This is a genomic window from Pseudomonas chlororaphis subsp. chlororaphis (genome assembly GCF_003945765.1).
Classification (GTDB): Bacteria; Pseudomonadota; Gammaproteobacteria; order Pseudomonadales; family Pseudomonadaceae; genus Aquipseudomonas; species Aquipseudomonas chlororaphis.
Map to the genome: position 1 here is coordinate 3,240,095 of NZ_CP027712.1, position 25,398 is coordinate 3,265,492.

Consider the following 25,398-nt stretch of genomic DNA (forward strand, 5'->3'; position numbering starts at 1 on the left):
TCACAGTGTAAGATGTCGGCTATTTTACGCAGCAGGAAATTCCCATGAGCTTCAATCTGGCCAACAAGACTCTCGCCGAGCGTGCAGAGATCGAAGATGAAAAGTCCCGTCTGTTCGAGCTGTGGCAGAGCAACCTGGGCAAGGCCAAGGGCGAAGCCGCACGGTTGTTCGGCGAGCGCGGCAAGCGCAAGGGCAAATGGGCCGAATGGGTGCGTGCCGAGCTCGACGGCATGTCGCCGCCGGAATACGCCAACATGGTGCGCAGTGAAGTCAATCGCCTGATGGCGGCGAACAAGTAAGCTCGAAGCTGGCGACGATCGCCTCGCGCACTTTCAATACCACCGGATCGATCTGCGCGCTGGTGCGCCAGCCCAGCTCGATCGGGTAGCGCGGCAGGTCCAGCGGGCAGGGCAGCAGCGCCAGCCCGGTCAGTTCGGCGATGCTCCGCGCGGCGTGGGCCGGAATGGTCGCCACCGCCTGGCTGCCCTTGAGCAGATGGGGCAGCGCGGCGAAATGCGTGGTCGAGGCGCAGACCTGGCGACTCAGCCCCAGGGCCGCCAGGCCCTCGTCGGTAATCCCGATAAAGCCTTGCGACGACACCAGCACATGCTCGCGGGCGACGAACTCGTCGAGGTCGATGGCCTGCTGTCCCGGGCCCAGGCTCGCCGGGTCCGCCAGGCACAGATAACTGCCTTCCCCCAATACCTGACGGCTGAGCATGCGTTCGGCGAAACCGCCGGCGCTGATGGCCAGGTCGATGCTGCGCTGCAACAGCGCTTCGCCGACGATCTGGCTGTGGCTCTGGCGAAAGATCAGCCGCAGCTTCGGCGCCCGCCGGGCGACTTCCTCGATCAGGCGCCGACCGTAGGCAATCTCGAAATCGTCCGACAGCCCGATCGCCACCGAGCGGCCCTGATAGTGGCTGGCATGGGGATCGACCATGGCCAGGCTCTGCCGGCATTTGTTCAGGGCCTCGCTGACCACCGGCTTGAGCTGGTTGGCCCGCAGGGTCGGCGCCAGGCCGCGCCCGGTGCGCACGAACAACTGATCGCCGTACAGCTCGCGCAGGCGCCGCAGCGCCGCGCTCATGGCCGACTGGGTGACGCCCAGGCGCAAGGCGGCGCGGCTGGCGCTGGATTCGTCATGCAGGGCTTCGAAGGCCTTGAGCAGGTTGAGATCGACCTGGGCGATATTCATCTGGTTCATATCATTCAGTATCAGGAGGGGCTTTCTACATGATCGGCAAGGGCCGGACAATGGGCAACACTTCATCGCCACAGGAGTTTCCCCGATGTCCAAGTCCGTTGTCGCCGCGTTGCAGATCGGCTCCCTGCCAGGGGGCAAGGCCGATACCCTGGAGCAGATCCTGTCCTTTGAAGCCGCCATCATCGAGGCCGGCGCGCAGCTGGTGGTGATGCCCGAAGCCTTGCTCGGTGGATACCCCAAGGGCGAGGGCTTCGGCACCCAGCTCGGCTATCGCCTGCCGGAAGGCCGTGAGGCCTTTGCCCGTTATTTCGCCAATGCGGTCGATGTGCCGGGCGCGGAGACCGAGGCCCTGGCCGGCCTGGCGGCACGCACCGGGGCCAACCTGGTGCTGGGGGTGATCGAGCGCGCTGGCAGCACCCTGTATTGCACGGCGCTGTATTTCGATCCGCAGCACGGCCTGGTGGGCAAGCACCGCAAGCTGATGCCCACCGGCACCGAGCGGCTGATCTGGGGCAAGGGCGATGGTTCGACCCTGCCGGTATTCGACACCCAGGTCGGCCGGGTCGGCGCGGTGATCTGCTGGGAAAACATGATGCCGCTGCTGCGCACCGCGATGTACGCCAAGGGCGTGCAGGTCTGGTGTGCGCCGACCGTGGACGAGCGCGAGATGTGGCAGGTCAGCATGCGCCACATCGCCCATGAAGGCCGCTGCTTCGTGGTCAGCGCCTGCCAGGTGCAGGCGTCACCCCAGGCGCTGGGGCTGGAGATCGCCAACTGGCCGGCCGAACGCCCGCTGATTGCCGGCGGCAGCGTGATTGTCGGGCCCATGGGCGAGGTCCTGGCCGGGCCGCTGGTGGGACGCGCCGGCCTGCTGACGGCGCAGATCGATACTGACGAGCTGGTGCGGGCGCGCTACGACTACGATGTGGTCGGCCACTATGCCCGTCCGGATGTGTTCGAGCTGACGGTGGACGAGCGGGCCAAGGCCGGCGTGCGTTTCATCTGAGGCGACGCCACTCTTCGCGGGTGATTTCCCAGATATCACGGGGCAATCGCCCGCAGACGAAGTCGTCTTCGTCGCTGCGGATCAGGCGCATGCCGGCGCGTTCGGAAATCCGCCGCGAGGCCAGGTTTGGCGCGGCCTTGGGCACCCGCATGACCTCACGCCCCAGCACCTCGAACCAGTACTCGGTGACCGCCGCGCTGGCCTCGCTCATATAGCCCTGGCTTTGCCACGCCGGAGCCAGCCAGAAGCCGCGGTTGTTGTCGGCCTGGTTCATCAGGCTGACATTGCCGATCAATTGTTCCGGCGCGCTTTTCAGGCGGATCGACCAGTGCCATTCCTCGCCGCGCTCCATGGCCGGCAGCGCCAGGTCGCGCAGGTAACTCAGGGCACCATCGGCGGGATAGGGCCAGGGCACCCGCGCGTTGAGATATTGCACCACTTGCCAGTGCGCAAACTGCTGCTGAATGGCCTCGGCATCGGCCAGTTCCAACGGACGCAGGATCAGGCGTTCGGTGTACAGGGTGGGGGACAGCGCCATATGAAAACCTTTCTCCTTGCGGGCAATGAGTTCAGGGGTAATCCATCTGTTGTCTAGTCGAGCATCCAGCTACTGTCGCCTTCGGTCTTGACAGTGTTTGGCAAGGTTTTGATGTTTCTGCTTTGTCGGCAAAAGGCTAGGGACCGTTGGTCTTGGCCGTCATTTCCAGGTGCGCTGATGTGACAGATTCTCCTTCGAGCGCTTGTTGCGGTGGGGCCGCCGGACGTACGCGCAACAGGCGACAGGTCATCCACCAGCAAAGAGCAACGAAGAAGTTGTAAGGGAAGAACACCAACCAAAGAGGCATCAGCCACCATTTCTTGCCCTGCTTTTCCCCAGGCTCTCCCGTGCGCCAAGGCACATAGTGACGAAATGCCTGACGGGGGGGCAGGCAGATAGAGTTATGAGGCACATACCACCAGTGGGGTTCTTGAGGAACGGGCAGCTTATCCGGGCCATGGGCCATGAATTGACGGATGTACTCCCAGACTTGCGCAACGAAGATCGGTCGAGGGTCACTGGGTTCATTGCTGTCTATGCAGATGCTATAGGTGGGCGCCCAGGATTTGGCGATCTGCCTGGCTTGCGGGCTGTCTTGCAGGGTACCGAATGCATTCAGGATCAACGAAGTAGTGGTACTGAACGACCGGCCAGAAAACTCGGTCCGACCCGTTACGCCAGCCTTGACATCAGCCCAGTCACCGACAAGCAGGGTCTTGCCCTTGAGGTAGTAGATTTTCTGGGTGTGGCGATTGAAATAGAAGTTCGATTGACTCTTGATCAAGTGGATCCGGTAGAAAAGGAACAACGAAACGCCCAGGGGCAGGAGCAAGGGAATGAACAGAATCCAGGCTTCATCGGATGGCGTTTCCTTGATGACAGCACAGAACATCCATAACCACAGCAGCAGCGTGACGACTATCGTGGCGGAAAACAGCTTGGCCATGAACGCCGAGTCTGCGGGCATCGGATTGCGCAGGCACAACACGCTTTTTCCCATGGAGATGTATTGGTCGCCGATCGACGGTACAGCTTCTGCCTTGTCTTTTGGGGTCCAGGTCCAGCTGATGGTCATGTGTCTTTCCTTAGTCGATCAGTTCGAACCTTGCAGTCGCGACCGCGGTTTCATCCCAGCCTTGGTTAGGCTTGTAGCTGACTTCGAGAGATATTCGATCGCTATCTGCTGCGCCCATCCTTGTGTGGATCCGCCGTGTTTTTTCAGCGTCCGCCCAGCACCAGGCGTTCGCTGAGAAAGTCGACGAACACTCGCAGTTTCGGCAACAGATGTCGACTGCCGGGCCAGAGCACCGAGAACTTGCCGCTGTCGATCTGATAGTCGTCCAGCACCGACACCAGCGAGCCGTCGGCCAGGGCGTCACGCACCACGAAGTCCGGAACGAAGGCGATGCCCAGGCCCTGGGTGGCGGCGTGGATCAGCGATTCCAGGTTGTTGCTGGTCAGGGCGCTGCGCAGCAGCAGCGGTGGTGCGTCGGCGGGTAGGCGCAGTTTCCATTCCTGCAATTGCACAGTGCCGGGAAACTTGTAGCGCAGGCAGGCATGTCGCTCCAGATCAGGTGGGCACTGGGGCACACCATGGCGGGCGAAGTAGTGGGGGGCGCTGACCAGGACGAAACGGAACGGCCCCAGGGGGCGCGATTTGAGCTGGGAGTCCGCCAGCTCGCCGCTGCGGATCACCGCATCGACGCCTTCGGCGATCACGTCGATCAGCCGGTCGTTGAAGTCCAGGTCCAGTTCGATCTCCGGGTAGCGTTCGGCGAACTCCGGCAGGATCGGCAGCAGCATGCGATAGCCGATGGCGGGCAGGCTGACCCGCAGTTTGCCGCGGGGCTTGTCGCTGATACGCGCCAGCTCGGCTTCGGCGTCTTCCACCTCGCCGACGATGCGCTGGCAGCGCTCGAAGAACAGCGTGCCTTCGTCGGTCAGGCTGATGCGCCGGGTGCTGCGATTGAGCAGGCGCACGCCGAGCCGCTCTTCCAGGCGTGCCAGGCTTTTACCCACCGCCGAAGCGGAGATGCCCAGGCGCTCCGCCGCGCCGACAAAACTGCCGGCCTGCACCGTGCGCACAAAGGCCAGCATGCCACTGAGGTTGTCCATGGGGATCTCGATTAGAGCGTTAATGTCCGTAAAGAACGGACTTTAGCCCTGTTTGTGGGTGATTGCGGCGAATCTACCATTGATCGCACCCTAACGTTCCCCCTGAGGTGCCGATGAGTTCGCCAACCGATGTGCCTGCTGCCTTAAATCACACTGTCGCCGGCGGTTCTTCCTACGCCGTGCTGGCCGCGGTGTGCCTGGCGGCGCTGATCCTGCCGCTGACCTTCGTCGGCGTGGCCGTGGCGACCCCGGCCATCGGCCGCGAGCTGGGCGGCGGCCCCCTGGCCCTGAGCTGGATCACCAATGCCTTCATGCTGAGTTTCGGCAGCGCACTGATGGCCGCCGGCACCCTGGCCGACGAGTACGGACGCAAGCGCGTGTTCAGCCTCGGTGTCGGCCTGTTCGCCCTGACGTCGCTGGCCCTGGCCTTCGCGCCTTCGGTGCTCTGGCTCGACCTGTTGCGGGCGGTGCAGGGGTTGGCCGGTGCGGCGGCGCTGGCGGGCGGCTCGGCTGCTTTGGCCCAGACGTTCGAGGGCCCGGCGCGGACCCGTGCCTTCAGCCTGCTGGGCACCACCTTCGGCGTCGGCCTGGCATTCGGGCCGATCCTCGCCGGGGTGTTGATCGAAGCCTACGGCTGGCGTTCGATCTTTGTCTCCGGGACCTTGATTGGCGGTCTGTCGCTGCTGTTCGGCGTGCCGCGCATGCCTGAGTCCCGCGATCCGGACGCGGCGGGGGTCGACTGGCCCGGCACCTTGAGTTTCACCGCGGCACTGGTGGCGCTGACCTGGGGCATTTTGCAGGCGCCGCAAAGCGGCTGGGGCAGCCCGCTGGTCTGGGGTCTGCTGCTGGTGGCGCTGCTGGCGTTGCTGCTGTTTATCGTGGTGGAGCTGCGGGTCAAGCGGCCGATGCTCGACCTGTCGCTGTTTCGCTACCCGCGCTTTGTCGGCGTGCAGCTGCTGCCGATCGCCACCTGCTATTGCTTCGTGGTGTTGCTGATCCTGCTGCCGATCCGCTTTATCGGCGTGGAAGGCTACAGCGAGATCGATGCCGGACTGATGATGATCGCCCTGTCCGCGCCGATGGTGGTGGTGCCGTTGCTGGCCGCGTGGCTGACCCGTTGGTTCGGCGCCGGAACCCTGTCCAGCGTCGGCCTGGTGATTGCTGCGGGCGGACTCTATCTGCTCAGCCGGATCGCCCCGGGGCAGGCGCCGGCGGCCAATGTCTTGCCCATGCTGTTGATCGGCTTCGGTGCCGGTTTGCCCTGGGGCTTGATGGACGGGCTGTCGGTCAGTGTGGTGCCCAAGGAACGGGCGGGGATGGCCACCGGCATCTTCAGCACCACTCGGGTGGCGGGCGAGGGCATTGCCCTGGCCCTGGTGGTGGCCCTGCTGGCCGGCTTGCTGCAACTGTCCATGGCCGCGGCGCTGCCGGAACATCCGCAGCTGTCGCTGGCCGCGCAGCAACTGGCCAGCGGCAACCTGCAGGCCAGCGCGGCCTTGTTGCCCGAGCTGGGCCGGGAGCTGCTGCTCGGGCTCTATGCCAAGGCCTTCACTTGGCTGCTGTATGCGCTGATCGCCATCACCCTGGTCGCGGCGCTGGTGGTGCGGCTGATGCTGCATGAGCCGCGCCGGGCTTGAGAGCGTTCAACGAAACTCGAAGAACTCGTAGTGCAGGTTGCGCTCGGGAATCGCGTATTCGCGCATCAACGCCTTGACCCTTGCCAGCAAACCCTTGGGCCCGCAGAAACTGATCTGGATCTGTTGCGGATCGGTTTCGCTGGCCAGCCGTTGCAGGGTTTCGCCCAGGCGGTCGGCGCCGTCGGTGTGGCCGATGAAAGCCACCCCGCGCTGCTCGGCCAGGCCCTGCAAGGTTTCGAGGCTGGGGAAGGCCCGTGACGGGTTGCAGCAGTACACCAGGGTCGCCTGGTCGAAACGTCCGGCGGCGGCATCCTGCAGCCACGAGATAAAGGGTGAGATACCCACGCCACCGCCGATCCAGATCTCCCGGCCGGCATCGAGCCGGCGCTTGAAGCGGCCATAGGGCGCGTAGAGGTCGGCGAGCATGCCGACCTTGACCTGCTGGCGCAACTTCTGGGTGTAGTCGCCCAGGGCACGGATCACGAACTCGATGCGCCCGTCGCTGGCGTGAGCACTGGCGATGGTGAAGGGGTGCGGTTCGCGCAGGCCTTTTTCACGCATGGCGAGAAAGGCGAACTGCCCGGCCTTGAAGGCGAAACCGCGGTGCAGCGGGGTCAGCTCCAGGTGCAGGGAGTTTTTCTCCAGGGTCACGGCGCTGACCCTGTATTCGCCGGCCTTGGCCAGCAATGGATAGAGCAGCAGCTTGTACAGGGCGCCGAGCAGGCCCAGGCCGCAGAGCGCGGTGAGCCAGATACCCGAGGGGTTATCCAGGGCAATCGGCGACTTGAAGCTCAGCCAGTGCAGGATGACGATCGCGAACAGCGGCCCGGACAGCTTGTGCCACCAGCGCCACTGGCCGTAGGGAATGTTGCGGTTCAGCGCTAGCAGCACGATCAGGCCGAGGGCGACGTAGCTCAGTTGGCGCACCATGCGCGTCCAGTACTTGGACAGCTCGATGATCGGCACGCTTTGCCAGGTATCCAGGTTGGCCTTGAACACCAGGTGATAGCTGGCGAAAACCAGCGCCCAGATGCCCAGCCACTTGTGGGTTTCATAGACCCGGTCGAGGCCGCCGAACAGCCGCTCGACCCAGCGCCAGCGGCTGGCCAGCAGGCAGGACAGGGCCATGTAGGCCAGCGCCGTGGCGCCGAGGACCAGGCTCAGGGTGGCGGAGGTCAGCCAGGTATCGCTGGGGATTTCCAGCAGCACGGCGAGGGTGGTGATCAGCAGGACGCCGACCACCGAGTACCAGGTTTTCAAGGGGGACACCTCCAGAAAGATGGCGCCAGTGTCGGCGCATAGGATGGGTCGCGGGCTGTGTGGGGGGCAGGGCACAGCCGGGTGAGGGGGTATTTTACTGGCAGGGCGGCAGTCCTGAGCTGATCTGCATCAGCGCCTGCTCAGTGCGGGTGTGGCAAGGGGTTTTCCACCAGCCAGGCCTGGGCGAAATCCAGGTAGGCTCGGACGATGTTCGAGGGCGGGCGCTGGTTCGGATACAGCAGGTGCAGCTGTTGTTCCGGCATCGGCAGGTGCGGCAGCAGGGCTTGCAGGCGACCGTCGCGCACGGCTTCGGCGGCGAGAAAGGCCGGCAGCTCGGTGACCACCTTGGCGGTCAGCGCCAGTTGGCGCAGGTGCAGGTAATCGTTGGCGGCGAACAGCGGATCGGGGCTGTAGTACTGGTCGCCCAGCTGCCACTGTTCCCGGGCATCGGCCTGGCGCGACCAGACGGCACAGGGAAATCCGCGAAGGTCGGCGGGGGTTTGCGGGGTGCCGAGGCGCTCCAGCAGCAGCGGGCTGGCGACCAGCATATGCCGGTAACTGCCGAGCAGGCGCGCCGGGCGCTCCTCGTCGAACAACGGCCCGGCGCGCAAGGCGACGTCGACCCCATCCTGCGCCAGGTCGCTTTCCCGCTCGCTGGTATAGACCGCGACCTGGACCTCGGGATGGCGCCGCTGGAACTCGGCCAGCAGCTTCCACCAGCTCTCGAATGCCGCAGGCACCGACACACTCAGGCGGCCCTGCAAGTGCATTCGATCATTTCTGACAGCCTGTTCGCCCTCGGCCAGGGCTTCGATACCGCGACTGGCGTGTTCATAGAGCTGGCTGCCGGCGGCGGTCAGCCGGGTGCCGCGGGTGGAGCGTTCCAGCAGTTGCACGTTGAGGCTGCGTTCCAGTTCACGAATGCCCCGGCGGATGGTGGCCAGCGGTAGTTGCAGCAGGTTGGCGGCGGACGAAATGCTGCCGCATTGGACCACGCTGACAAACATCCTGGCGGCGTTGAGATCCATGAGCGCTCCCTGTCGAATGTAGTGGAAAGCCTATCAGCTGCGGCTCTGCCCGATCAAAAATGCGCGGTGCGCGGGCGATTTTCATCGACGGTTTTTTCTCCCGCGCGGGGACGGTGCGAGGGGCCGCGCCAGGGATGGCCACGACAACTGTGTTCTCGACGCGGCGGGATGCGTCTAGCAGCGGTAGCTTCGCGGCGGTGCGAGGCACGAAGTGCGAGTCTGAACATGCAAGCGTTGTTGAACGAGATCCTCGACGAGGTCCGTCCCTTGATTGGCCAGGGCAAAGTGGCCAGCTACATTCCGGCGCTGGCCGACGTGCCGGCCAACCAGCTGGGGATCGCCGTGTATGGCAACGATGGCCAGGTGTTCAGCGCCGGCGACGCCGATACGCCGTTCTCGGTGCAAAGCATTTCCAAGGTGTTCAGCCTGGTACAGGCCATCGGGCATTCCGGCGAGGCGATCTGGCAGCGCCTGGGGCATGAGCCTTCCGGGCAGCCTTTCAATTCCCTGGTGCAGCTGGAGTTCGAGCGTGGCCGTCCGCGCAACCCGTTCATCAACGCCGGGGCGCTGGTGATCTGCGATATCAACCAGTCGCGTTTCGCCGCGCCGGCGCTGTCCATGCGCGATTTTGTGCGGCGCCTGTCCGGCAACATGCAGGTGCTGGTGGACGGCCGCGTCGCCGATTCGGAGTACCAGCACCGCGCGCGCAATGCGGCGATGGCCTACCTGATGCAGTCCTTCGGCAACTTCCACAACGACGTCGAGGCGGTGCTGCGCAGCTACTTCAGCCACTGCGCGCTGCGCATGAGCTGCGTCGACCTGGCGCGGGCCTTCTGCTTCCTGGCCAACGATGGCTTCTGCAAGCACAGCGGCGAGCAGATCCTCACGGCGCGCCAGACCCAGCAGGTCAACTCGATCATGGCCACCAGCGGCCTGTACGACGAAGCCGGCAACTTCGCCTACCGCGTCGGCCTGCCGGGCAAGAGCGGCGTGGGCGGCGGCATCGTCGCGGTGGTGCCGGGGCAGTTCACGGTGTGCGTGTGGTCGCCGGAATTGAACGCGGCGGGCAATTCCCTGGTGGGCATGGCGGCGCTGGAGTTGCTGAGCCAGCGCATCGGCTGGTCGGTGTTCTAGCGGAGGGGAGTTGGCGACGGCTACGCCGCCGATCGCAGGCTGCGCCAGCGGCTACTGGGACGCGGTGTCTGTGTAGCCGCTGCCGAGCTTGCGAGGCTGCGATCGGTTTGGGCGGCATTCCGACACAGCAACCGCAAAGCCTGAGTCCGCGATTTGCCTGGATAAGCTATTTGCGAGTGCTGCGCGTGCGATTACCAGGTGAAATTGGCGGTCTTGGGCAGGCTCAGCTGGCCTTTGTCGACGAAACGCATCGTGCCGAACGGGCCGCCGGCGAGCTTGCCGCGCAGCACGTAGGGCAGGTCGTCGAGGCTTTGCGTCTGGCTCAGGCCCAGGGTCTGGCGCAGCACGGCGAAGGCCGAGACGCTGACCGGCACCACCAGCACCCCCTCGGAGAAACGCCCGATGCTGCCGCTCTGGTCGCTGACCCCGGAGGCCAGCGGCCGGCCGTTAACCTCCAGGTCCAGGGCCACGCCGTTGTAGTTGATCGCGGTTTCGTTGGGGTTTTGCAGGCGCAGCTTGACCGCGAAGCGCATTTCCAGGTCCTGGCTGGGCAGGGGTTCGATACCGACCACATTGATGTGCAACTGATCGCGCTGGGGAAACAGGGCGCAGGCGCTCAGGCTGAGCAACAGCAAGGAAAGGGTGAGGCCGAGGAATCTGCGCATCAGGGGTCGTCTCTGCGGGAAGGGAGGCACTGATGAATCTAGCGCGGCCAGGTCTGCACCACAAACCACGATGTCAAGAACGCCCGGTTTCTGTAGGAGCCAGGCTTGCCGGCGATTGGGCCGGCAGGGCTGGTAGTGAGCTTGAGGCCTGCCGTCTGGTGGTGTCGCCACCGACGCCATCGCGAGCAAGCTTCGCTCCTACAGATGCCAGTTTGGCGGTGCGGCTAATGACGCCATCGCGAGCAATCGAGCGTCGACCGGCCTCCTACAGATGCTCGGGGGTCAGGCGTTGGCCTTGGCGCTCACATCCGGGTCCTGCATGACTTTGAGGGTGGCCGCTTCCGGGTCGAACTCGTCTTCTTCCAGCTCGATGAATTCTTCCGGCAGGAAGATGTTCAGCAGGATCGCGCACATCGCGCCCACGGTGATCGGTGATTCGAAGATGTTGTGCAGCGCCTTGGGCAGTTCGCGCAGGACTTCCGGCACCGCCGCCACGCCCAGGCCCATGCCCAGGGAGATCGCCACGATCAGCACGTTGCGTCGATGCAGCCCGGCTTCGGCGAGGATCTTGATCCCGGCCACGGCCACGGTGCCGAACATGATCAGGGTCGCGCCGCCCAGCACCGGCTTGGGCATCAGTTGCAGCACCGCGCCGATCACGGGGAACAACCCGAGCAGCACCAGCAGGCCGGCGATGAAGTACGCCACGTAGCGGCTGGCCACGCCGGTCAGCTGAATCACCCCGTTGTTCTGGGCGAAGGTGACCATCGGCAGACTGTTGAACACCGCCGCCACCATCGAGTTGAAACCGTCGGCCAGCAGCCCGGACTTGATGCGCTTGATGTACAGCGGGCCCTTGACCGGCTGCTGGGAAATCATCGAGTTGGCGGTCAGGTCGCCGGCCGCTTCCAGGGGCGAGATCAGGAAGATCACCGCCAGCGGAATGAAGGCGATCAGGTCGAAGGAGAAACCGTACTTGAACGGCACCGGCACGCTGACCATCGGCACGTCCGGCATCGCCGCGATGTCGACCCGACCCAGCAGCCAGGCGACCACGAAGCCCAGGGTCAGGCCGATGACGATCGAGCCCAGGCGCAGCATCGGATGACTGAAGCGGTTGAGCACGACAATGGTCAGCAGCACCAGGGCGGCCAGGCCCAGGTTGCTGGCGGCGCCCAGGTCCGGCGCGCCGAAGCCGCCGGCCATGTCGGTGACCGCCACCTTGATCAGCGACAGGCCCATCAGGGTGATGATGGTGCCGGTCACCACCGGGGTGATCAGCTTGCGCAGCTTGCCGATGAACTGGCTGAGGAACATCTCGATAAAGGCCGCGCAGAAGCAGATGCCGAAGATGGTCGAGAGGATTTCCTCGTTGCTGCCACCACGGCCCTTGACCATCAGGCCGGCGCTGAGCAGCACGCTGATAAAGGAAAAGCTGGTGCCCTGCACGCACAGCAGTCCGGAGCCGATCGGCCCCAGGCGCCGGGCCTGGACGAAGGTACCCAGGCCCGAGACGAACAGCGCCATGCTGATCAGGTAGGGCGTTTCGTTCTGCAGGCCCAGCACGCCGCCGAAGATCAGGGTCGGGGAGATGATGCCGACAAAACTCGCCAGCACATGTTGCAGCGCGGCGAAGATCGCCGCGCTGAAATGCGGGCGGTCCTCCAGGCCATAGATCAGGTCGGACTTGTAGCGCGGCGTGGAGCGATCAGGTGCGGTCATGGGAAAAAGCCTGCCAATGACGTGTCGATAGGGCATGAAACACGTGGAGAAAAGGGGCGCGACGCGGGCTGTCGGAGGACGTAAGGCAAAATCTGCGGACCCGGTCAGAAAAATGGAGGCGCAGGATGCCAGAAAGGCGCCCGGGCCAGAAGGGCCAGCCTCACAATCACCCAGACACCGCCGGTTCCTGTAGCCGCAGCCTGCGGCAGCGGCTACGGGGTTTACTACTGACAGAACCTGACAGGGGGCTCTGCTAAGCTGCGCCGATCTTTCCCTGTCGAGCCTGATGCCGTGTCGCGTACCACGCGTTTGTTGACCCTGTTGCAAGTGCTGCGCGGCAAGCGCTGCCCGGTGACCGCCGCGGCGCTGGCGGCGGAGCTTGCGGTGTCCGAGCGCACCCTGTACCGCGACATCGCCGAGCTGACGGCCCTGGGCGCGCCGATCCATGGCGAGGCCGGGATCGGCTATGTGCTGCGCAGCGGTCTGTTCCTGCCGCCGCTGATGCTCAACGCCGACGAGACCGAAGCCATCGTCCTTGGCCTGCGGTATGTCGACCAGCGTGGCGACGAAGTCCTCGGCAAGGCCGCCGCCGATGCCCTGGCAAAGATCGCCGCGGTGCTGGCGCCGGCGGCCCAGGAAGCCTTGCACAACCCAACCGTGCTGCCCGGCCCGCCGGCGTATCGCTACCCGGAAAACGTGGTGCCGCTGAATGTGTTTCGCCAGGCGATCCGTGAGCAGGCCAAGCTGCACATCGATTACGCCGACGTGAACAAGACGCCGAGCCAGCGTCTGATCTGGCCGCTGGCCCTGGGCTTCATGAACGAGGCGCGGGTGATCGTCGCCTGGTGTGAGCTGCGCGACGATTTCCGTACCTTTCGCACCGACCGCATCGCCGCCGCGAGCGAGCAGGGCCAGCGTTATCCGGGACGGCGCAGCGACCTGTTGCGCACCTGGCGCCAGCGCATGCAACTGGACGATGCCGGGCGTTTCACTCCTGACAAGAGTTGACGCGACGGCGTTTTAGCATGGCTCCAGCAATGACAAACAAGGAGCCGTAGCACCATGTCCAGCACAGCCATTTCTCTCGCACCGGCCATCGCCGCCTACCTCGCGGCCACCAATGGTCGTGACAGCTCGGCCGTCGCCAGTTTCTTCGCCGAAGACGCCCAGGTGTTCGATGAGGGCCAGCACCAGGCCGGCACCCGGGCCATCGCCCAATGGATGGAAGACCGCGCCCGCCGTTACCAGCCCCGGCTCGAGGTGCTCAAGGTCCAGCAACGTACCGGCAAGGTGCTGGTGGATAACCTGATCTCCGGCAGCTTTCCCGGCAGCCCGCTGGAATTGCGCTACGTGTTCCGGCTGGACGAGCAGGGCAAGATCGCCCGGCTGGATATCTCGTTGTAGCCGTCGCGCCCGCGCTCGCTGTAGCCGCTGGCGAAGCCTGCCATCGGCAACGCAGTTGCCGCAAAACCTGGGCACGCGGTGTATCAGGTAGAACGCACAGCCCGGATTACGGCAACTGTGTTGCCGATCGCAGCCTCGCGCTGCTCGGCAGCGGCTACACCGGCAGCGCGTTCCCTGTAGCCGCAGCGGTTGCAAGATGAGGCATGGCATACTGCGGGCCCATTTGCGGATGCGTGGCCCCCATGCCTTTCGATTCCCCCCTCAGCGCCTATCAGTACGCCCTCCAGGAGCGCGGTTTCGTCGCCGACGAGGCCCAGGAGCGAGCGATGCTGGCCCTGCAGCAGTGCCATGTCGCGCTGCATGAAGGGCGACGCTCGATCACCGGGGTCTATCTGTGGGGCCCCGTGGGGCGGGGCAAGACCTGGCTGATGGACCAGTTCTATCAAAGCCTCGAGGTGCCGGCGCGGCGTCAGCACTTCCACCATTTCATGGGCTGGGTCCATCAGCGCTCGTTCCAGCTGACCGGCACCGCCGACCCGTTGCAGGCCCTGGCCCGCGAGCTGAGCGAAGAGGTGCGGGTGCTGTGTTTCGACGAGCTGTTCGTCAACGACATCGGCGACGCGATCATTCTCGGGCGCTTGTTCCAGGTGATGTTCGAGCAGGGCGTGGTGATGGTCTGCACCTCCAACCAGCCGCCGCAACAGCTGTATGCCGACGGCTTCAACCGCGAGCGTTTCCTGCCGGCGATCGCCGCGATCGAGGCGCATATGCAGGTGGTGGCGGTGGACGGCGCCCAGGACCATCGCCTGCACCCGGGGGCGGCCACCCAGCGTTATTGGCTGACCCCGGCCGGCCAACCGAGCGCCCTGGGCCCGGCGTTCGAACAACTGGCGGCGGGGCAGGCGGTGTCCAGCGCGGTATTGTCGGTGGGCTACCGCGAGGTCCGGGTGATCAAGGCCAGCGAGCGGGTGCTCTGGTGCCGTTTCGCCGACCTGTGCGAGCAACCGTTTGCCGCCATGGACTTCATGGTCCTGTGCGACCGCTTCAGCGCGATCCTGCTCAGCGAAGTGCCCGAGCTCAGCGCGCAACAGCGCCCGGGGCGGATTGCCCGGGGCACCGAGGATGGCGCCGAGCGAGTGGTGGCGGGCGATCGCGAGCTGCCGCAGCTGTCGGTGCACGATGACAGCGTGCGGCGTTTCATCGCCCTGGTGGACGAGTGTTATGACCGCAAGGTGCCGCTCTACCTCGAAGCGCGGGTGCCGATGGAGGCGTTGTACACCGAGGGCTACCTGGAGTTTCCATTCCGCCGTACCCTCAGTCGTCTGAAGGAGATGCAGCTGCAGCGTTTCGGCTGAGCACGCCTGATCATTACAAGGGAGACCTGACCATGAACCAGCCCCTGTCCCATCATCTGCTGACCATGGCTTACCAGAACGCCTGGGCCAATCATCGCCTGGGCAAGGCCTGGGAAATACTGGATCCGAGCGAGTTGGCGGCGCCGCGGGTGAGTTTCTTTCCCAGCCTGAAGGCCACCCTCAACCACATCCTTACCTGCGACTGGTTCTACGTCGACGCGCTGGAGCGAGAGCTGCGCGGCGAGGCACCACGGGCCGACTGCTATGTGTTTTTCGAGGTCGAGGAACCCTTCGACCAGGCCGCCGACCTGCGCCGCGAGCAGGTGCTGGTGGACCGCCGGTTGATCGCCTATTGCGAGCAGCAACGGGATGTGGACCTTGCGCGCATCGTCACCATCGCCCGGGAAAAGCCGCAGCGCGATACCCGGCTGCGCATGCTTTCGCATCTGTTCGAGCACCAGTTGCATCACCGTGGCCAGGTGCACGCCATGCTCAGCGGCACCCGGGTGGCGCCGCCGCAGCTGGACGAGTTTTTCTGCGCGGGCGAGGCGGCCCTGCGCGCCGAGGACTTTGCCGAGCTGGGTTGGAGCGAAGCGCAGATCTGGGGCGCGGAGGCGGTCGAGGAAAAAGGACGGTAGCGCTTGACGCGCTAGCCGCTCGTTTGGTCATGTGCCGATGTTTACAATCGCTCTCCCGGGGACCCGCCCGGATCAATAACTGTTGAGGACAGACATGGACGTTGCAGACGTATTGGTACTCCAGGCCAGCTACACCAACCCGGTACACGCCGAGGCGATCGCCCTGGTGCTCAACCACTATGCCCAGGACCCGATGGGCGGCGGCCAGCCGTTAGACGCCGATCTGTTGCGGCAATTGCCCGGCGAACTGGCCAAGCGCCCCCACGCGTTCAGCGTGCTGGCCTTTGTCGGTGGCGAACCGGCCGGCCTGGTGAATTGCTTCGAGGGCTTTTCCACCTTTGCCGGCCGACCGCTGGTCAATGTGCACGATGTGTCGGTGATCGATAAATTCCGCGGCCTGGGCCTGAGCCAGAAGATGCTGCACAAGGTCGAAGAGATCGCCCGCCAGCGCGGCTGCTGCAAGATCACCCTGGAAGTGCTGGAGGGCAACGCGGTGGCCCAGGCGTCCTACCGCAAGTTCGGCTTCGACGACGCCAGGCTCGACCCGAGCCATGGCCGGATGCTGTTCTGGAACAAAACCCTGTAAGCCCCTGGAGCCCGCCGGCCGATGAACTCATCTCCCCTGGATGCCCCCGTGACCCGCCGTGACAGTGCCTGGACGGTGTTCCTGGTGTTCTTGCGGCTGGGCCTGAGTTCCTTCGGCGGGCCGGTGGCGCACCTGGGGTATTTCCGCACCGAATTCGTCCAGCGCCGCGCCTGGCTGAGCGAGGCGGCCTATGCCGAGCTGATCGCCCTGTGCCAGTTCCTCCCGGGGCCGGCCAGCAGCCAGGTGGGCTTTGCCCTGGGCTGGTCGCGGGCGGGGCTGGCCGGCGCGCTGGGCGCCTGGCTGGGTTTCACCTTGCCTTCGGCGCTGATCCTGATTGCCCTGGCCATGGGCCTGGCGGGTAGCGGTACAGGGCTGCCCGGCGGGCTGGTGCATGGCCTGAAGATCGTCGCGGTGGCGGTGGTGGCCCAGGCCCTGTGGGGCATGGGCCGTGCTTTGTGCCGCGGGCCGCTGCGTATGCTGATCACGCTTGTCTCGGCGATCAGTGTGCTGCTCTGGCCGACCACCCTTGGCCAGGTCTGTGTGATGTTGCTGGCGGGGATGATCGGCGCGGGCCTGCTCCAGCCGACTATCGACAACCGCGAGGACGGGCTGGCGATCGCGGTCGGCAAGCGCACGGGCTACCTGGCCCTTGTGCTCTTTGCCCTGTTGCTGGCGGGCTTGCCGCTGCTGGCCGGGCTCTGGCCCAGCCTGTCGCTGCTGCTGGCCGACAGTTTTTATCGCGCCGGTGCCCTGGTGTTCGGCGGCGGCCATGTGGTGCTGCCGCTGTTGCAGAGCGAGGTGGTCGCACCGGGCCTGCTGAGCAACGATCTGTTTCTCGCCGGTTATGCCGCTGCCCAGGCGGTGCCAGGCCCCTTGTTCTCTTTTTCGGCTTTTCTCGGCGCCGCCATCGACGGCTGGCGCGGCGCGCTGGTGTGTCTGGCGATGATTTTCCTGCCGGCTATGCTGCTGATCGTCGGCGTCCTGCCGTTCTGGCAGAACCTGCGCCACCTGGGCCGGATCCAGGCCGCGCTGGCCGGCGTCAACGCGGCGGTGGTCGGCCTGCTGGCGGCGGCGCTGTACGACCCGCTGTGGACCAGCAGCATCCTCAAGCCGCTGGACCTGGGGTTGGCCCTGCTGGCCCTGGCCGCGCTGATGCGCTGGAAGCTGCCGCCCTGGCTGGTGGTGCTCGCCGGTGGCGCCGTCGGCCTGCTGCTGGAGGCCTGAGGCCAGCGTCGTCAGGTGCGCGGCGGGTGATTGAGCCGGGCAAACACCAGGCGGAACAGGGTGAAACTGCCCGGCACGCTGCTGACCTCGGTCCGGCCCTGATGCAGGTTCATGATCGAGCGCACGATCGCCAAGCCCAATCCCGTACCGCCTTCGGCACGCGAGCGGCTGCTGTCGACCCGGTAGAAACGCTCGAACAGGTGTTCCAGGTGCTGCTCCGGGATACCGGCGCCGGGGTTACCCACCGACAGCGACACGCTCGATTCATGTTCCTCCACCAGGATCGAAATACTCGACGCCCGGGGGCTGTGGCGGATGGCGTTGGACAGCAGGTTGGAGATCGCCCGCTGGATCATCAGGCGGTCGCCGTACACCAGGCCATCGCCGGACAGGCTGATGCCCAGGTGCTTTTCCTCGGCGCTCAGGGCGAACAGTTCCGTGACCCGCCGCGCTTCCTCGCCCAGGGATATTGCTTCGAACGCCACCTGGGAGGCCGGATGGCTGACCTGGGCGAGGAACAGCATGTCGCTGACGATCCGGGTCAGGCGCTCCAGCTCCTCGGTGCTCGACTCCAGTACCGCCTTGTACTCGTGGGGCGGGCGCTCCCGGGACAGGGTGACCTGGGCCTTGCCCATCAGGTTGGTGATGGGCGAGCGCAGCTCGTGGGCCAGGTCGTCGGAGAATTGCGAGAGCTGCTGCACGCCGCCGTCGAGCCGGTGCAGCATGAAATTGATGCTATGGGCCAGCTCGGCCAGCTCCCTTGGCAGGTTGTCCGGCGACAGGCGATGGGTCAGGTCCTGGGTGGTGACCTTGGCGGCCACCCGGCTGAACTGCTGCAACGGTGCCAGGCCGCGCTGCACCACCCACCAGGCGCCGATGCCGATCAGCATCAGCAGCAGGGGCAGGGCGATCACCGTGGAACGCAGGTAGGCACTGAGCAGTGCCTGGTCGTTGGCCCGGTCCAGGGACAGCACCACCCGCACCTGTTCGCCGTTGCGCAGGGTTATCAGGCTGGAGGCGCTGAGCAACCGGTTGCCGGTGCTGTCGAGCCAGTCGAGGAACGCCGGGCTTTCCGGCTGGGTCAGGGCTTCGGGCAGCGGGCCCAGGTTGCGGTTGCCGATGTTCAGCAGCGGTTCGGCCTGGGGATCGGCGGCGAAAATGCTCAGGTGCAGGTTGTCGTGGCCCATCACCAGATCCAGCAGCGAATGCGGGCGGGCGGCGATATCGCCGGTCTTCAGGTCGCTGGTCAGGGTGTGGCGGATCTGTTCGAGTTTGCTGTCCAGGCTTTCCCGCGCCAGGCTGCCCAGTTCGTGGCTGAGGGCCAGGTAGGCCAGGGTTGCGAGCAGCAGCACCAGGCCCGCACCCATCAGGCTGACGGTCAGGCCCAGGCGCATGGACAGGCTGCTGGCGGTGCGTTGCGCGGCTTTCATTGGCGCACTTCCAGGACATAACCGACGCCACGGATGGTGTGGATCAGCTTGATCTCGCTGGCATCGTCGATCTTCGCCCGCAGGCGGCTGATGGAGACCTCCACCACGTTGGTGTCGCAGTCGAAGTTCATGTCCCAGACCAGGGAGATGATCTGGGTGCGGGTCAGCACCTCGCCCGATTGGCGCATCAGCACCTGCAACAGGGTGAACTCCTTGGTGGTCAGGTCGATGCGCCGCGAGCCGCGATAGGCCCGGTGCCGGCGTGGATCGAGCTCCAGGTCGGCGACCCGCAGGGTGTCGGTCGCCGGCAGGTTCTCGCTGCGCCGCAGCAGGGTGCGCACCCGCGCCAGCAGCTCGGGAAACTCGAACGGCTTGACCAGGTAATCGTCGGCCCCCAGGTCCAGCCCCTTGACCTTGTCGGCCAGGCGCCCGCGCGCCGAGAGCATCATTACCCGGGCGTTGCTGTCCTTGCGCATGTCTTCCAGCACCTGCCAGCCGTCCTTTTCCGGCAGATTGACGTCCAGAATCACCAGTTCGTAGTTTTGCTGTTCGATCAGGTAAAGCCCGTCGACACCGGTGGCGGCGCGGTCGACTACATAACCGCTTTCGGTCAGGCCCTGATGCAGATAATCGGCAGTTTTACGCTCGTCTTCGACAACCAGAATGCGCATGGAAAAGTGACCTCTTGATCATTAATACGATTTCAATGGCGCTGGATATGAAGTTGTTGTTGGACCAGCCATAAAACCCGCTAAGTTGCTGCTGATAAATAGCCTCAGCCGTTTGGATCGGGGGAATGCTCAAGCCTGAAGTGGCTTTAGGGTCAAGATTTAAAGTGCTTGATATCAATGGCTTGTGCCTGTTTTCGACAGCCGGTAACTAACTGATCCAATAGCAAGTCAAGGGAGGTGATTCATCGTATGAGCGAAGTTTGCTCGCGATGATCGTTAACGCTACTGCGTATTGACTGGAGAAGCGCGGGGCTCTCAAGTTCATCGCGGGTAAGTCGGATCGCCGCCCGCTCGCTCCTACAAACTGATCATGTGTCATTTACTGTTTCAATATATGTCGAAGTTTGGCGGAAACTTATATTAATACAGCCGGCAGTGACGCTTGCTTAGATGGCGTAATTGTCATTTTGACGTCAGAAAGTTGATAGCCCCTGGTCATGTCGCTGATATCGACAGCGATAAAAAAGGCGCCCGTGAAAGGGCGCCGGAAGATCCTCTCTGCCAAAGGAGCATTATCGCCAGAGAGGAGTAGAGCTCGGGGCGTTTCAGGTGTCCGGTTGCGCGCTGGCGCGGGTCGGGTCCTCGGCGGGTGCCTGAGTTTTTTTCCCACTCTCGGAGGACGCCTGTTCGCTATCGGTGCGGGGTATCTGCTGGCTGATGGGGAAGTTGTCCCAGTAGTGCTTCATGCGTTCAGCGCCGCCTTCGGCGAACGCTGCACCCGAGCTGGCAATCATCAGACCGGCGAGCAGGAGTGTGGAGGCTTTCATGTGTGGTGTCCCATTAACAGTGATCGGAATTCCGTCGCGTCCCTGTAACGAAGCAGTAATAGAAGTATGGCCCGATCTTATTAACGGGGGGTTAACAGGGCGCTGAAGGCGGGATGACAATGCTGTCATCCCGGATGAGAGGCGCTGACGGCCCACTGATATGGGCCGTGTAGGAAGAAGGGCGGGTTAAAGCTTCCAGTCCAGGCTCAGGGTCATAGTGCGCGGTTCGCCCCAGTAGACGCCGTTATAGAAGCCGACCCGTTCGTAGTACTTTTTGTCGAACAGGTTGGTGACGTTGAGCGAGGCCGACAGGTGCGAGTCGAACTCGTAGCGCGACATCAGCCCGGCCACGCTGTAGGCCTGCTGATGGATGCGGGTGTTTTCGGTGACGATACGCCCATCGCCGTCGCGCCCCACCGGCCGCCGGCTGCTGCCGTAGATTTCGCTTTGCCAGTTCAGGCTGCCGCCGACGGTCAGCGCCCGCCACTGGCCCGGCAGGCGATAGGCCGTGGACAAGCGCAGCATGTTCATCGGCTCGCCGCCGTTGGCGCGCTGCTTTTCGCCGTCCAGGGCGTGGGTATAGGTGTAGCCGGCGGTGAGGTTCCAGCCCGCGAGGATTTCGCCCGAGACCTCGGCCTCGAACCCCCGCACCTTGCCGCCTTTGCCGCCCGACTTGTAGAACTCCTCGCCAGTGACCGGGTCCGGCGGCACCGAGCTGTCCAGTTCGGCGACGTTGTCCTGCTTGCTCCAGAACACCGCGGTGGCCAGGTTCAGGCGCTCCTCCAGCAGGCTGCCCTTGAGCCCCAGCTCGTAGTTGCTGCCGACTATCGGCTCGAGGTATTTGCGGCTGGCGTCGCGCTCGGTCTGGGGCTTGAAGATGTCGGTGTAGCTGACATACACCGTGTATTGCGGGGTGAGGTCGTACAGCAGGCCGGCGTAGGGGGTCCACATGTCGTTGTGCTGCTGGCGGGTGTCCTCGAGGCTGGTCAGCTGGTTGTTGGCATCGTAGCGGCGAGAACGACTGTGGGCGCTCCAGCTGCCGTAACGGCTGCCGAGCACCGCATGCAGGTCGTCGCCCAGGCTCAGGCGGGTGGCCAGGTAGCCGGCCTTTTGCCGGGTGCTGTCGCCGGAACCGGGCAGGTTGGTCACGGTGTCGGGAAACTTGGCGATACCGCCCATGTATTTCCAGTCGGCGATGCTGGCGTAGCCCGGTGGTGTCGGGCCGCCGACGGTGTAGGGTGACGACTCGCGGCGCTCGGCCTCGCCGTAGCCCAGCATCAGCTCATGCTCGCGGCCCAGCAGGCTGTAGGGACCGGCCAGGTTGAAGTCGTACACGCGCATTTTCTGCGTGCCGATCATATGGCTGGCCCAGGCGGTCATGCCCGAGCGGTCGGCTTGCGGGAAACCGGCGCCGCCGTAATAGACCTTGCCGTCGCTGTCGCTGTCGCGGTGGGTGTAGGCGGCTTTCAGGTGCCAGTCGTGGCCCAGGCGCTGGTCGAGGGTGGCGAAGGCGGTCTTGTCCTTGAGCGGCCAGGAGCTCCAGTGCGCCGCCATGTTGGTGGAGCGCGGCAGGTTGGCCTTGCCGCCCGCGGCGTTCCAGTAGGGCACGGTGCCCCAGGAGGTGCCCTGGACCTGCTTGTCCTGGTAGTCGTAGCCCACCGCCAGGGTGGTGCTGTCGCTCAGGTCGGCCTCGAGAATGCCGTAGCCGACTTCCCGCTGCAGCTGGTAGTGGTCGCGAAACGACTGGCTGTCGCGATAGGCCAGCACCGTGCGCCCGCGCAGGCGGCCGTCGAACCCCAGGGGGCCGCCGACATCGACGTAGCTGTAGTAGTTGTCATAGCTGCCGCCGCTGACGCCGGCCTTGGCCGCCCACTCGTAGGTCGGTCGCTTGCGCACCATGTTGACCGTGGCCGAAGGGTCGCCGGCGCCGGTGGTCAGGCCGGTGGCGCCGCGGACCACTTCGATGCGGTCGTAGATGATGGTGTCCGAATCGGACTTCATGCGGTTGAAGGTGTTGAGCATGCCATCGATCTGGAAGTTGTTGATGGAGTAGCCGCGGGAGGAATAGCTCACCCGGTCGGAGTCCAGGTGCTGGACCACCACCCCGGTGGTTTGCCCCAGCACCTCGGACAAGGTGTCGAGTTTGAAATCGTCCATCTGCTGGCGGGTCACCACCGACACCGATTGCGGGGTTTCCTTGATCGACAGGTTCAGACGCGTGGCGGTGTTCATGCTGCCGGTGGTATAGGACCCGGTATTTTCCGTGGTGGCGCCCAGGCCCTGGGCGGTGACGCTGGTGGCATCGAGCTCCAGGGTCCTGGCGCCGCGGTCGGGGTTCTGGGCGGGTTCGCTTTCGGCCAGCAGCTCGGGGCTCAGAACCGCGCCGCACAGGCCGAATGTCAAAGTCATGGAACGGGTGAATGGCGCGAGCATCGCTGCCGCCTCCTTGTCGTCGAGGGAAAAAATCCGTTTGCACTGAGACGAAAAGGCGGAAGGGTATTTAGGTCAAACGAGAATAATTATTATCTTCGAGATGTAAAAATGCCCCATAAAGGGGCATTGAGGGCCGGTATTACGGGGCTGCGTGAGCCCCATAGGAAACGGCTTATTTTTGCATCGCTTATTTCTGTACGACTTACTTCTGCACGACTTATTTCTGCACCACCGCGGCGGCAGGCGGGGCCTTGGGCTTCATCAGGCTGAAGTCGATCAGGGCTTTCTCGTTGCGTTCATAAGGGTTGCCGATCAGCAGCGGGCGCGGCTTGAAGCTGTCGCTGACCAGGCTCTTGCTGCGGTCCAGTTCGTCGGAACTCAGGCCGGCCATGTCGGCCCAGGTATGGATCAAGTGCGAGCTGCTGTAGGGGCGGCCGAGGTCGCCGGCGAAGTTCCAGTCATGGTTCTGCTTCCACTTCGGCGAGGCCCAGGCGATGAACGGAATGGTGTACATCGGCGCGGTCGGCTTGCCTTCGTTGCGGCCCAGGGTGTTGTGGCCGGCGGAGTCGAACACGTCTTCGCCGTGGTCCGACAGGTACAGCAGGAAGCCGTTGGGGTCGGTCTTGGCGTAGTCCTTGATCAGGCTCGAGACCACGAAGTCGTTGTACAGCACCGCGTTGTCGTAGCTGTTGTAGGTCGGCACCTGGTCGTCACGCACGCCGGCCGGCACGCCAGCGCGGTCGGTGAACTTGTCGTAGCTCGGCGGGTAGCGGTACTGGTAGCTCATGTGGGTGCCCAGCAGGTGGACCACGATGAACTTGCGCGGCGCGCCGTCGGCCAGGGCCTTGGAGAACGGCTCCAGCACGTCGCCGTCGTACTGGCGGGCGTTCTGGTTGCGGTTGTTGTTCAGGTAGACCTGCTCGTCCGCCTGCTCGGAGAAGGTGGTGAGCATGGTGTTGCGTTTGGTCATGGTCTGCTGGTTGGTGATCCAGTAGGTCTTGTAGCCGGCCTGCTTCATCACACTGACCAGAGACGGGGTCTTGAGGTACAGGTCCGGGTTTTCTTCGTCGGCGAAGGTCAGCACCTGCTGCAAGGCTTCGATGGTGTAGGGGCGCGGGGTGATGACGTTGTCGAAGATAGCCAGCTGGTCCTTGAGCTTGTCCAGCTCCGGCGTGGTCTGGCGCGGGTAGCCGTAGAGGCTCATGCGCTGGCGGTTGGTCGACTCGCCGATCACCAGGACCAGGGTCGAAGGCTGGTTGGCCATGCTGTCCTTGAGGTTGTGCAGCGGCGGGATCTTGCTCACGTTGTCGAGCATGCCCTGCATGTTTTCCAGCTGCTCGCGGTAGCGCCGGTAGGCCACCACCATCTGCCACGGCACCGCGGGCTCGATGCGCGTCTCGAATTTCTCCAGGCCGCCGGCGAAGCTGCCGGTGCGCGCGGTCTGCTTGATCAGCGGGTAGCCGATGACGGCGATCAGGATGGCCATGGCCGCCACCAGCGCGCGACCGCGCGGCAGGTAGACCGGGCGCAGGCGGGTCCAGAGGAAGAGGGCGAAGGCGGTATGGGCGAGGAACGCCAGCACCATCCACCAGGCGAAGTACTGGGTCAGGTACTCACCGGCTTCGGAGGGGTTCGACTCGAACATGATGAAGATGACGCTCTGGGAGAACTCCTGCTGGTAAATGAAGAAGTAACCCAGGCTGGCCATGGAACAGGCCCAGAGCACGATGCCGATGACGGCGGCCATCGCGCGGGTGCGGGCCGGGAACAGCAGCATCGGCGCCAGCCAGATCGCGCTCATGATGAAGGCCTGGCGGAAACCGGCGAACCCGGAGGTGTCGGTCAGCTGGATCAGTAACTGGGTGATGCCGGAGAAGTACCAGAAGAACAGGAAGAGCCAGCCCAGGCCCGCCCAGTCAAACCCTTTCGCGGATGTCTTATCGCGTTTAAACACTGCCATCGAGCGCTCCAGCTTCATTGAACATGACATTCGCCGGAAAGCTTCGACTACCTCGGCGAACGCGCGCCGCGCCCGTGGGGGCGGCAATATTGCGCCGGAGTATCCACAAGCAGGTGTGAAAACTTTGTGAGTTGGTACCTGCGTGTCAGATAATGCCGTCGCCAGGAGGCGGGTAGGGTAAAAAGCGACGGGCAAAAAGAAGCCGGCGATCCATCAAGGACTCAGCCGGCTTCATTAATAACCTGTTGCAAGGACCGGCCACGGCGGGCGGGTTCCTCGGATTCTCAGGCGTGTAGCTGGGTGACGGCAGCCACCTGACCCTGGTTCTGCAATGCCAGGCGCAGTTGCGCCAGCTCTTGCTTCAACTGGTCGCGCTCGTTCTTCAGTTCGCGCAACTCGTCACGACGGATAGTGACGTAGAGGGTTTGTGCTGGTCGTGCCGGTAGTACTGTGCCCATTGCTCACCTCGCAAATGGCGTGCATCAACTGTGGTCCGGCCGCTCGAATTCCGGGGCCTGAAACACTATCGGCGGCAATTTTGATTTCTTTTGCCGGCAAA

At 64.4% G+C, this 25,398-nt stretch carries 24 protein-coding genes; 10 read left to right on the plus strand and 14 right to left on the minus strand.

Going from position 1 to position 25,398, the window contains the following annotated elements; translation table 11 throughout:
• Positions 1 to 44: 44 nt before the first annotated feature.
• Entirely contained in the window at positions 45 to 299 is a 255-nt protein-coding gene (locus tag C4K27_RS14895) for a hypothetical protein (protein ID WP_007928582.1), read from the plus strand.
• Here C4K27_RS14895 and C4K27_RS14900 read toward each other — a convergent pair.
• Positions 271 to 1,206, minus strand: coding sequence for a LysR family transcriptional regulator (locus C4K27_RS14900; protein ID WP_037004701.1), 936 nt, complete (start codon positions 1,204 to 1,206; stop codon positions 271 to 273). The genes C4K27_RS14895 and C4K27_RS14900 overlap by 29 nt on opposite strands.
• Positions 1,207 to 1,291: 85 nt before the next feature.
• Between C4K27_RS14900 and C4K27_RS14905 the strand changes: the two genes are divergently transcribed.
• Positions 1,292 to 2,212, plus strand: coding sequence for a carbon-nitrogen hydrolase family protein (locus tag C4K27_RS14905; protein WP_053261042.1), 921 nt, complete (start codon positions 1,292 to 1,294; stop codon positions 2,210 to 2,212).
• Here the strand turns inward: C4K27_RS14905 and C4K27_RS14910 are convergent.
• From C4K27_RS14910 to C4K27_RS14920, 3 genes are all read right to left on the minus strand, one after another.
• Positions 2,205 to 2,750, minus strand: a complete 546-nt coding sequence (locus C4K27_RS14910) for a GNAT family N-acetyltransferase (RefSeq protein ID WP_053261043.1) — start codon at positions 2,748 to 2,750, stop codon at positions 2,205 to 2,207. The two genes, C4K27_RS14905 and C4K27_RS14910, sit on opposite strands and share 8 nt — an antisense overlap.
• A gap of 136 nt (positions 2,751 to 2,886) precedes the next feature.
• Positions 2,887 to 3,825: a DUF6708 domain-containing protein gene (locus C4K27_RS14915; RefSeq protein WP_053261044.1), complete on the minus strand. Its 939-nt coding sequence runs from the start codon at positions 3,823 to 3,825 to the stop codon at positions 2,887 to 2,889.
• A 143-nt stretch (positions 3,826 to 3,968) separates the two neighbouring features.
• The gene (locus tag C4K27_RS14920; RefSeq protein WP_053261045.1) at positions 3,969 to 4,865 is read right to left on the minus strand and encodes a LysR family transcriptional regulator; all 897 of its coding nucleotides are present in this window, start codon (positions 4,863 to 4,865) and stop codon (positions 3,969 to 3,971) included.
• A gap of 113 nt (positions 4,866 to 4,978) precedes the next feature.
• Here C4K27_RS14920 and C4K27_RS14925 point away from each other — a divergent pair, with 113 nt between their 5' ends.
• Positions 4,979 to 6,502, plus strand: a complete 1,524-nt coding sequence (locus C4K27_RS14925; RefSeq protein WP_053261046.1) for an MFS transporter — start codon at positions 4,979 to 4,981, stop codon at positions 6,500 to 6,502.
• A gap of 6 nt (positions 6,503 to 6,508) precedes the next feature.
• Here the strand turns inward: C4K27_RS14925 and C4K27_RS14930 are convergent, their stop codons facing one another.
• Together C4K27_RS14930 and C4K27_RS14935 are read right to left on the minus strand one after the other, a co-directional pair.
• Positions 6,509 to 7,762: a ferredoxin reductase family protein gene (locus tag C4K27_RS14930; protein ID WP_053261047.1), complete on the minus strand. Its 1,254-nt coding sequence runs from the start codon at positions 7,760 to 7,762 to the stop codon at positions 6,509 to 6,511.
• A gap of 140 nt (positions 7,763 to 7,902) precedes the next feature.
• Positions 7,903 to 8,790 (minus strand): LysR family transcriptional regulator, encoded by an 888-nt coding sequence (locus tag C4K27_RS14935; protein WP_053261048.1) that lies wholly within the window; start codon positions 8,788 to 8,790, stop codon positions 7,903 to 7,905.
• Positions 8,791 to 9,015: 225 nt separating this feature from the next.
• On the opposite strand from C4K27_RS14935, the gene glsB reads away from it, so the two are divergent.
• Complete coding sequence (gene glsB / locus C4K27_RS14940) at positions 9,016 to 9,924, plus strand: glutaminase B (RefSeq protein WP_007928538.1); 909 nt, start codon at positions 9,016 to 9,018, stop codon at positions 9,922 to 9,924.
• Positions 9,925 to 10,115: 191 nt separating this feature from the next.
• Here glsB and C4K27_RS14945 read toward each other — a convergent pair whose 3' ends face one another.
• Complete coding sequence (locus tag C4K27_RS14945; protein ID WP_053261049.1) at positions 10,116 to 10,589, minus strand: LEA/WHy family protein; 474 nt, start codon at positions 10,587 to 10,589, stop codon at positions 10,116 to 10,118.
• Between the two features lie 282 nt (positions 10,590 to 10,871).
• Positions 10,872 to 12,311, minus strand: a complete 1,440-nt coding sequence (locus C4K27_RS14950; protein ID WP_053261050.1) for a nucleobase:cation symporter-2 family protein — start codon at positions 12,309 to 12,311, stop codon at positions 10,872 to 10,874.
• Positions 12,312 to 12,602: 291 nt separating this feature from the next.
• Here C4K27_RS14950 and C4K27_RS14955 point away from each other — a divergent pair, with 291 nt between their 5' ends.
• The 6 genes from C4K27_RS14955 to chrA all read left to right on the plus strand — a co-directional run bounded on the left by C4K27_RS14955 (position 12,603) and on the right by chrA (position 17,518).
• Positions 12,603 to 13,319 carry a helix-turn-helix transcriptional regulator gene (locus C4K27_RS14955; protein ID WP_053261051.1) on the plus strand — a complete coding sequence of 239 codons (717 nt, stop codon included), beginning with the start codon at positions 12,603 to 12,605 and terminating at the stop codon, positions 13,317 to 13,319.
• A 54-nt stretch (positions 13,320 to 13,373) separates the two neighbouring features.
• Positions 13,374 to 13,715: a nuclear transport factor 2 family protein gene (locus tag C4K27_RS14960; RefSeq protein WP_007920497.1), complete on the plus strand. Its 342-nt coding sequence runs from the start codon at positions 13,374 to 13,376 to the stop codon at positions 13,713 to 13,715.
• 242 nt (positions 13,716 to 13,957) lie between these two features.
• Positions 13,958 to 15,070: a cell division protein ZapE gene (zapE, locus tag C4K27_RS14965; protein WP_053261052.1), complete on the plus strand. Its 1,113-nt coding sequence runs from the start codon at positions 13,958 to 13,960 to the stop codon at positions 15,068 to 15,070.
• A gap of 32 nt (positions 15,071 to 15,102) precedes the next feature.
• A complete protein-coding gene (locus C4K27_RS14970; RefSeq protein ID WP_053261053.1) occupies positions 15,103 to 15,708 on the plus strand; it encodes a DinB family protein in 606 nt (201 codons plus the stop codon).
• Positions 15,709 to 15,802: 94 nt separating this feature from the next.
• Complete coding sequence (locus tag C4K27_RS14975) at positions 15,803 to 16,294, plus strand: GNAT family N-acetyltransferase (protein WP_009043737.1); 492 nt, start codon at positions 15,803 to 15,805, stop codon at positions 16,292 to 16,294.
• A 21-nt stretch (positions 16,295 to 16,315) separates the two neighbouring features.
• Positions 16,316 to 17,518, plus strand: a complete 1,203-nt coding sequence (gene chrA, locus C4K27_RS14980; protein ID WP_053261054.1) for a chromate efflux transporter — start codon at positions 16,316 to 16,318, stop codon at positions 17,516 to 17,518.
• An 11-nt stretch (positions 17,519 to 17,529) separates the two neighbouring features.
• Here the strand turns inward: chrA and C4K27_RS14985 are convergent, their stop codons facing one another.
• From C4K27_RS14985 to C4K27_RS31230, 6 genes are all read right to left on the minus strand, one after another.
• Positions 17,530 to 18,948, minus strand: a complete 1,419-nt coding sequence (locus C4K27_RS14985; RefSeq protein ID WP_053261055.1) for a heavy metal sensor histidine kinase — start codon at positions 18,946 to 18,948, stop codon at positions 17,530 to 17,532.
• Entirely contained in the window at positions 18,945 to 19,619 is a 675-nt protein-coding gene (locus tag C4K27_RS14990) for a heavy metal response regulator transcription factor (protein WP_007922715.1), read from the minus strand. Before C4K27_RS14990 ends, C4K27_RS14985 begins: the two co-directional genes overlap by 4 nt.
• 605 nt (positions 19,620 to 20,224) lie before the next feature.
• Positions 20,225 to 20,446, minus strand: coding sequence for a hypothetical protein (locus C4K27_RS14995; protein ID WP_053261056.1), 222 nt, complete (start codon positions 20,444 to 20,446; stop codon positions 20,225 to 20,227).
• Positions 20,447 to 20,632: 186 nt separating this feature from the next.
• Positions 20,633 to 22,879, minus strand: coding sequence for a TonB-dependent siderophore receptor (locus C4K27_RS15000; protein WP_053261057.1), 2,247 nt, complete (start codon positions 22,877 to 22,879; stop codon positions 20,633 to 20,635).
• Positions 22,880 to 23,096: 217 nt separating this feature from the next.
• On the minus strand, positions 23,097 to 24,839 hold the full coding sequence (locus tag C4K27_RS15005) for a phosphoethanolamine transferase CptA (RefSeq protein ID WP_053261058.1): 1,743 nt from the start codon (positions 24,837 to 24,839) through the stop codon (positions 23,097 to 23,099).
• 284 nt (positions 24,840 to 25,123) lie between these two features.
• Entirely contained in the window at positions 25,124 to 25,297 is a 174-nt protein-coding gene (locus tag C4K27_RS31230; RefSeq protein ID WP_007922719.1) for a DUF6026 family protein, read from the minus strand.
• Between the last annotated feature and the right edge of the window lie 101 nt (positions 25,298 to 25,398).

What these genes read in the sequence shown, in the direction of transcription:
- C4K27_RS14895 (WP_007928582.1), top strand. Translation starts at nt 45, where the DNA reads ATGAGCTTCAATCTGGCCAACAAGACTCTCGCCGAGCGTGCAGAGATC.
- C4K27_RS14900 (WP_037004701.1), bottom strand. Translation starts at nt 1,206, where the DNA reads ATGAACCAGATGAATATCGCCCAGGTCGATCTCAACCTGCTCAAGGCC.
- C4K27_RS14905 (WP_053261042.1), top strand. Translation starts at nt 1,292, where the DNA reads ATGTCCAAGTCCGTTGTCGCCGCGTTGCAGATCGGCTCCCTGCCAGGG.
- C4K27_RS14910 (WP_053261043.1), bottom strand. Translation starts at nt 2,750, where the DNA reads ATGGCGCTGTCCCCCACCCTGTACACCGAACGCCTGATCCTGCGTCCG.
- C4K27_RS14915 (WP_053261044.1), bottom strand. Translation starts at nt 3,825, where the DNA reads ATGACCATCAGCTGGACCTGGACCCCAAAAGACAAGGCAGAAGCTGTA.
- C4K27_RS14920 (WP_053261045.1), bottom strand. Translation starts at nt 4,865, where the DNA reads ATGGACAACCTCAGTGGCATGCTGGCCTTTGTGCGCACGGTGCAGGCC.
- C4K27_RS14925 (WP_053261046.1), top strand. Translation starts at nt 4,979, where the DNA reads ATGAGTTCGCCAACCGATGTGCCTGCTGCCTTAAATCACACTGTCGCC.
- C4K27_RS14935 (WP_053261048.1), bottom strand. Translation starts at nt 8,790, where the DNA reads ATGGATCTCAACGCCGCCAGGATGTTTGTCAGCGTGGTCCAATGCGGC.
- glsB (WP_007928538.1), top strand. Translation starts at nt 9,016, where the DNA reads ATGCAAGCGTTGTTGAACGAGATCCTCGACGAGGTCCGTCCCTTGATT.
- C4K27_RS14945 (WP_053261049.1), bottom strand. Translation starts at nt 10,589, where the DNA reads ATGCGCAGATTCCTCGGCCTCACCCTTTCCTTGCTGTTGCTCAGCCTG.
- C4K27_RS14950 (WP_053261050.1), bottom strand. Translation starts at nt 12,311, where the DNA reads ATGACCGCACCTGATCGCTCCACGCCGCGCTACAAGTCCGACCTGATC.
- C4K27_RS14960 (WP_007920497.1), top strand. Translation starts at nt 13,374, where the DNA reads ATGTCCAGCACAGCCATTTCTCTCGCACCGGCCATCGCCGCCTACCTC.
- zapE (WP_053261052.1), top strand. Translation starts at nt 13,958, where the DNA reads ATGCCTTTCGATTCCCCCCTCAGCGCCTATCAGTACGCCCTCCAGGAG.
- C4K27_RS14970 (WP_053261053.1), top strand. Translation starts at nt 15,103, where the DNA reads ATGAACCAGCCCCTGTCCCATCATCTGCTGACCATGGCTTACCAGAAC.
- C4K27_RS14975 (WP_009043737.1), top strand. Translation starts at nt 15,803, where the DNA reads ATGGACGTTGCAGACGTATTGGTACTCCAGGCCAGCTACACCAACCCG.
- chrA (WP_053261054.1), top strand. Translation starts at nt 16,316, where the DNA reads ATGAACTCATCTCCCCTGGATGCCCCCGTGACCCGCCGTGACAGTGCC.
- C4K27_RS14985 (WP_053261055.1), bottom strand. Translation starts at nt 18,948, where the DNA reads ATGAAAGCCGCGCAACGCACCGCCAGCAGCCTGTCCATGCGCCTGGGC.
- C4K27_RS14990 (WP_007922715.1), bottom strand. Translation starts at nt 19,619, where the DNA reads ATGCGCATTCTGGTTGTCGAAGACGAGCGTAAAACTGCCGATTATCTG.
- C4K27_RS14995 (WP_053261056.1), bottom strand. Translation starts at nt 20,446, where the DNA reads ATGAAAGCCTCCACACTCCTGCTCGCCGGTCTGATGATTGCCAGCTCG.
- C4K27_RS15000 (WP_053261057.1), bottom strand. Translation starts at nt 22,879, where the DNA reads ATGCTCGCGCCATTCACCCGTTCCATGACTTTGACATTCGGCCTGTGC.
- C4K27_RS15005 (WP_053261058.1), bottom strand. Translation starts at nt 24,839, where the DNA reads ATGGCAGTGTTTAAACGCGATAAGACATCCGCGAAAGGGTTTGACTGG.
- C4K27_RS31230 (WP_007922719.1), bottom strand. Translation starts at nt 25,297, where the DNA reads ATGGGCACAGTACTACCGGCACGACCAGCACAAACCCTCTACGTCACT.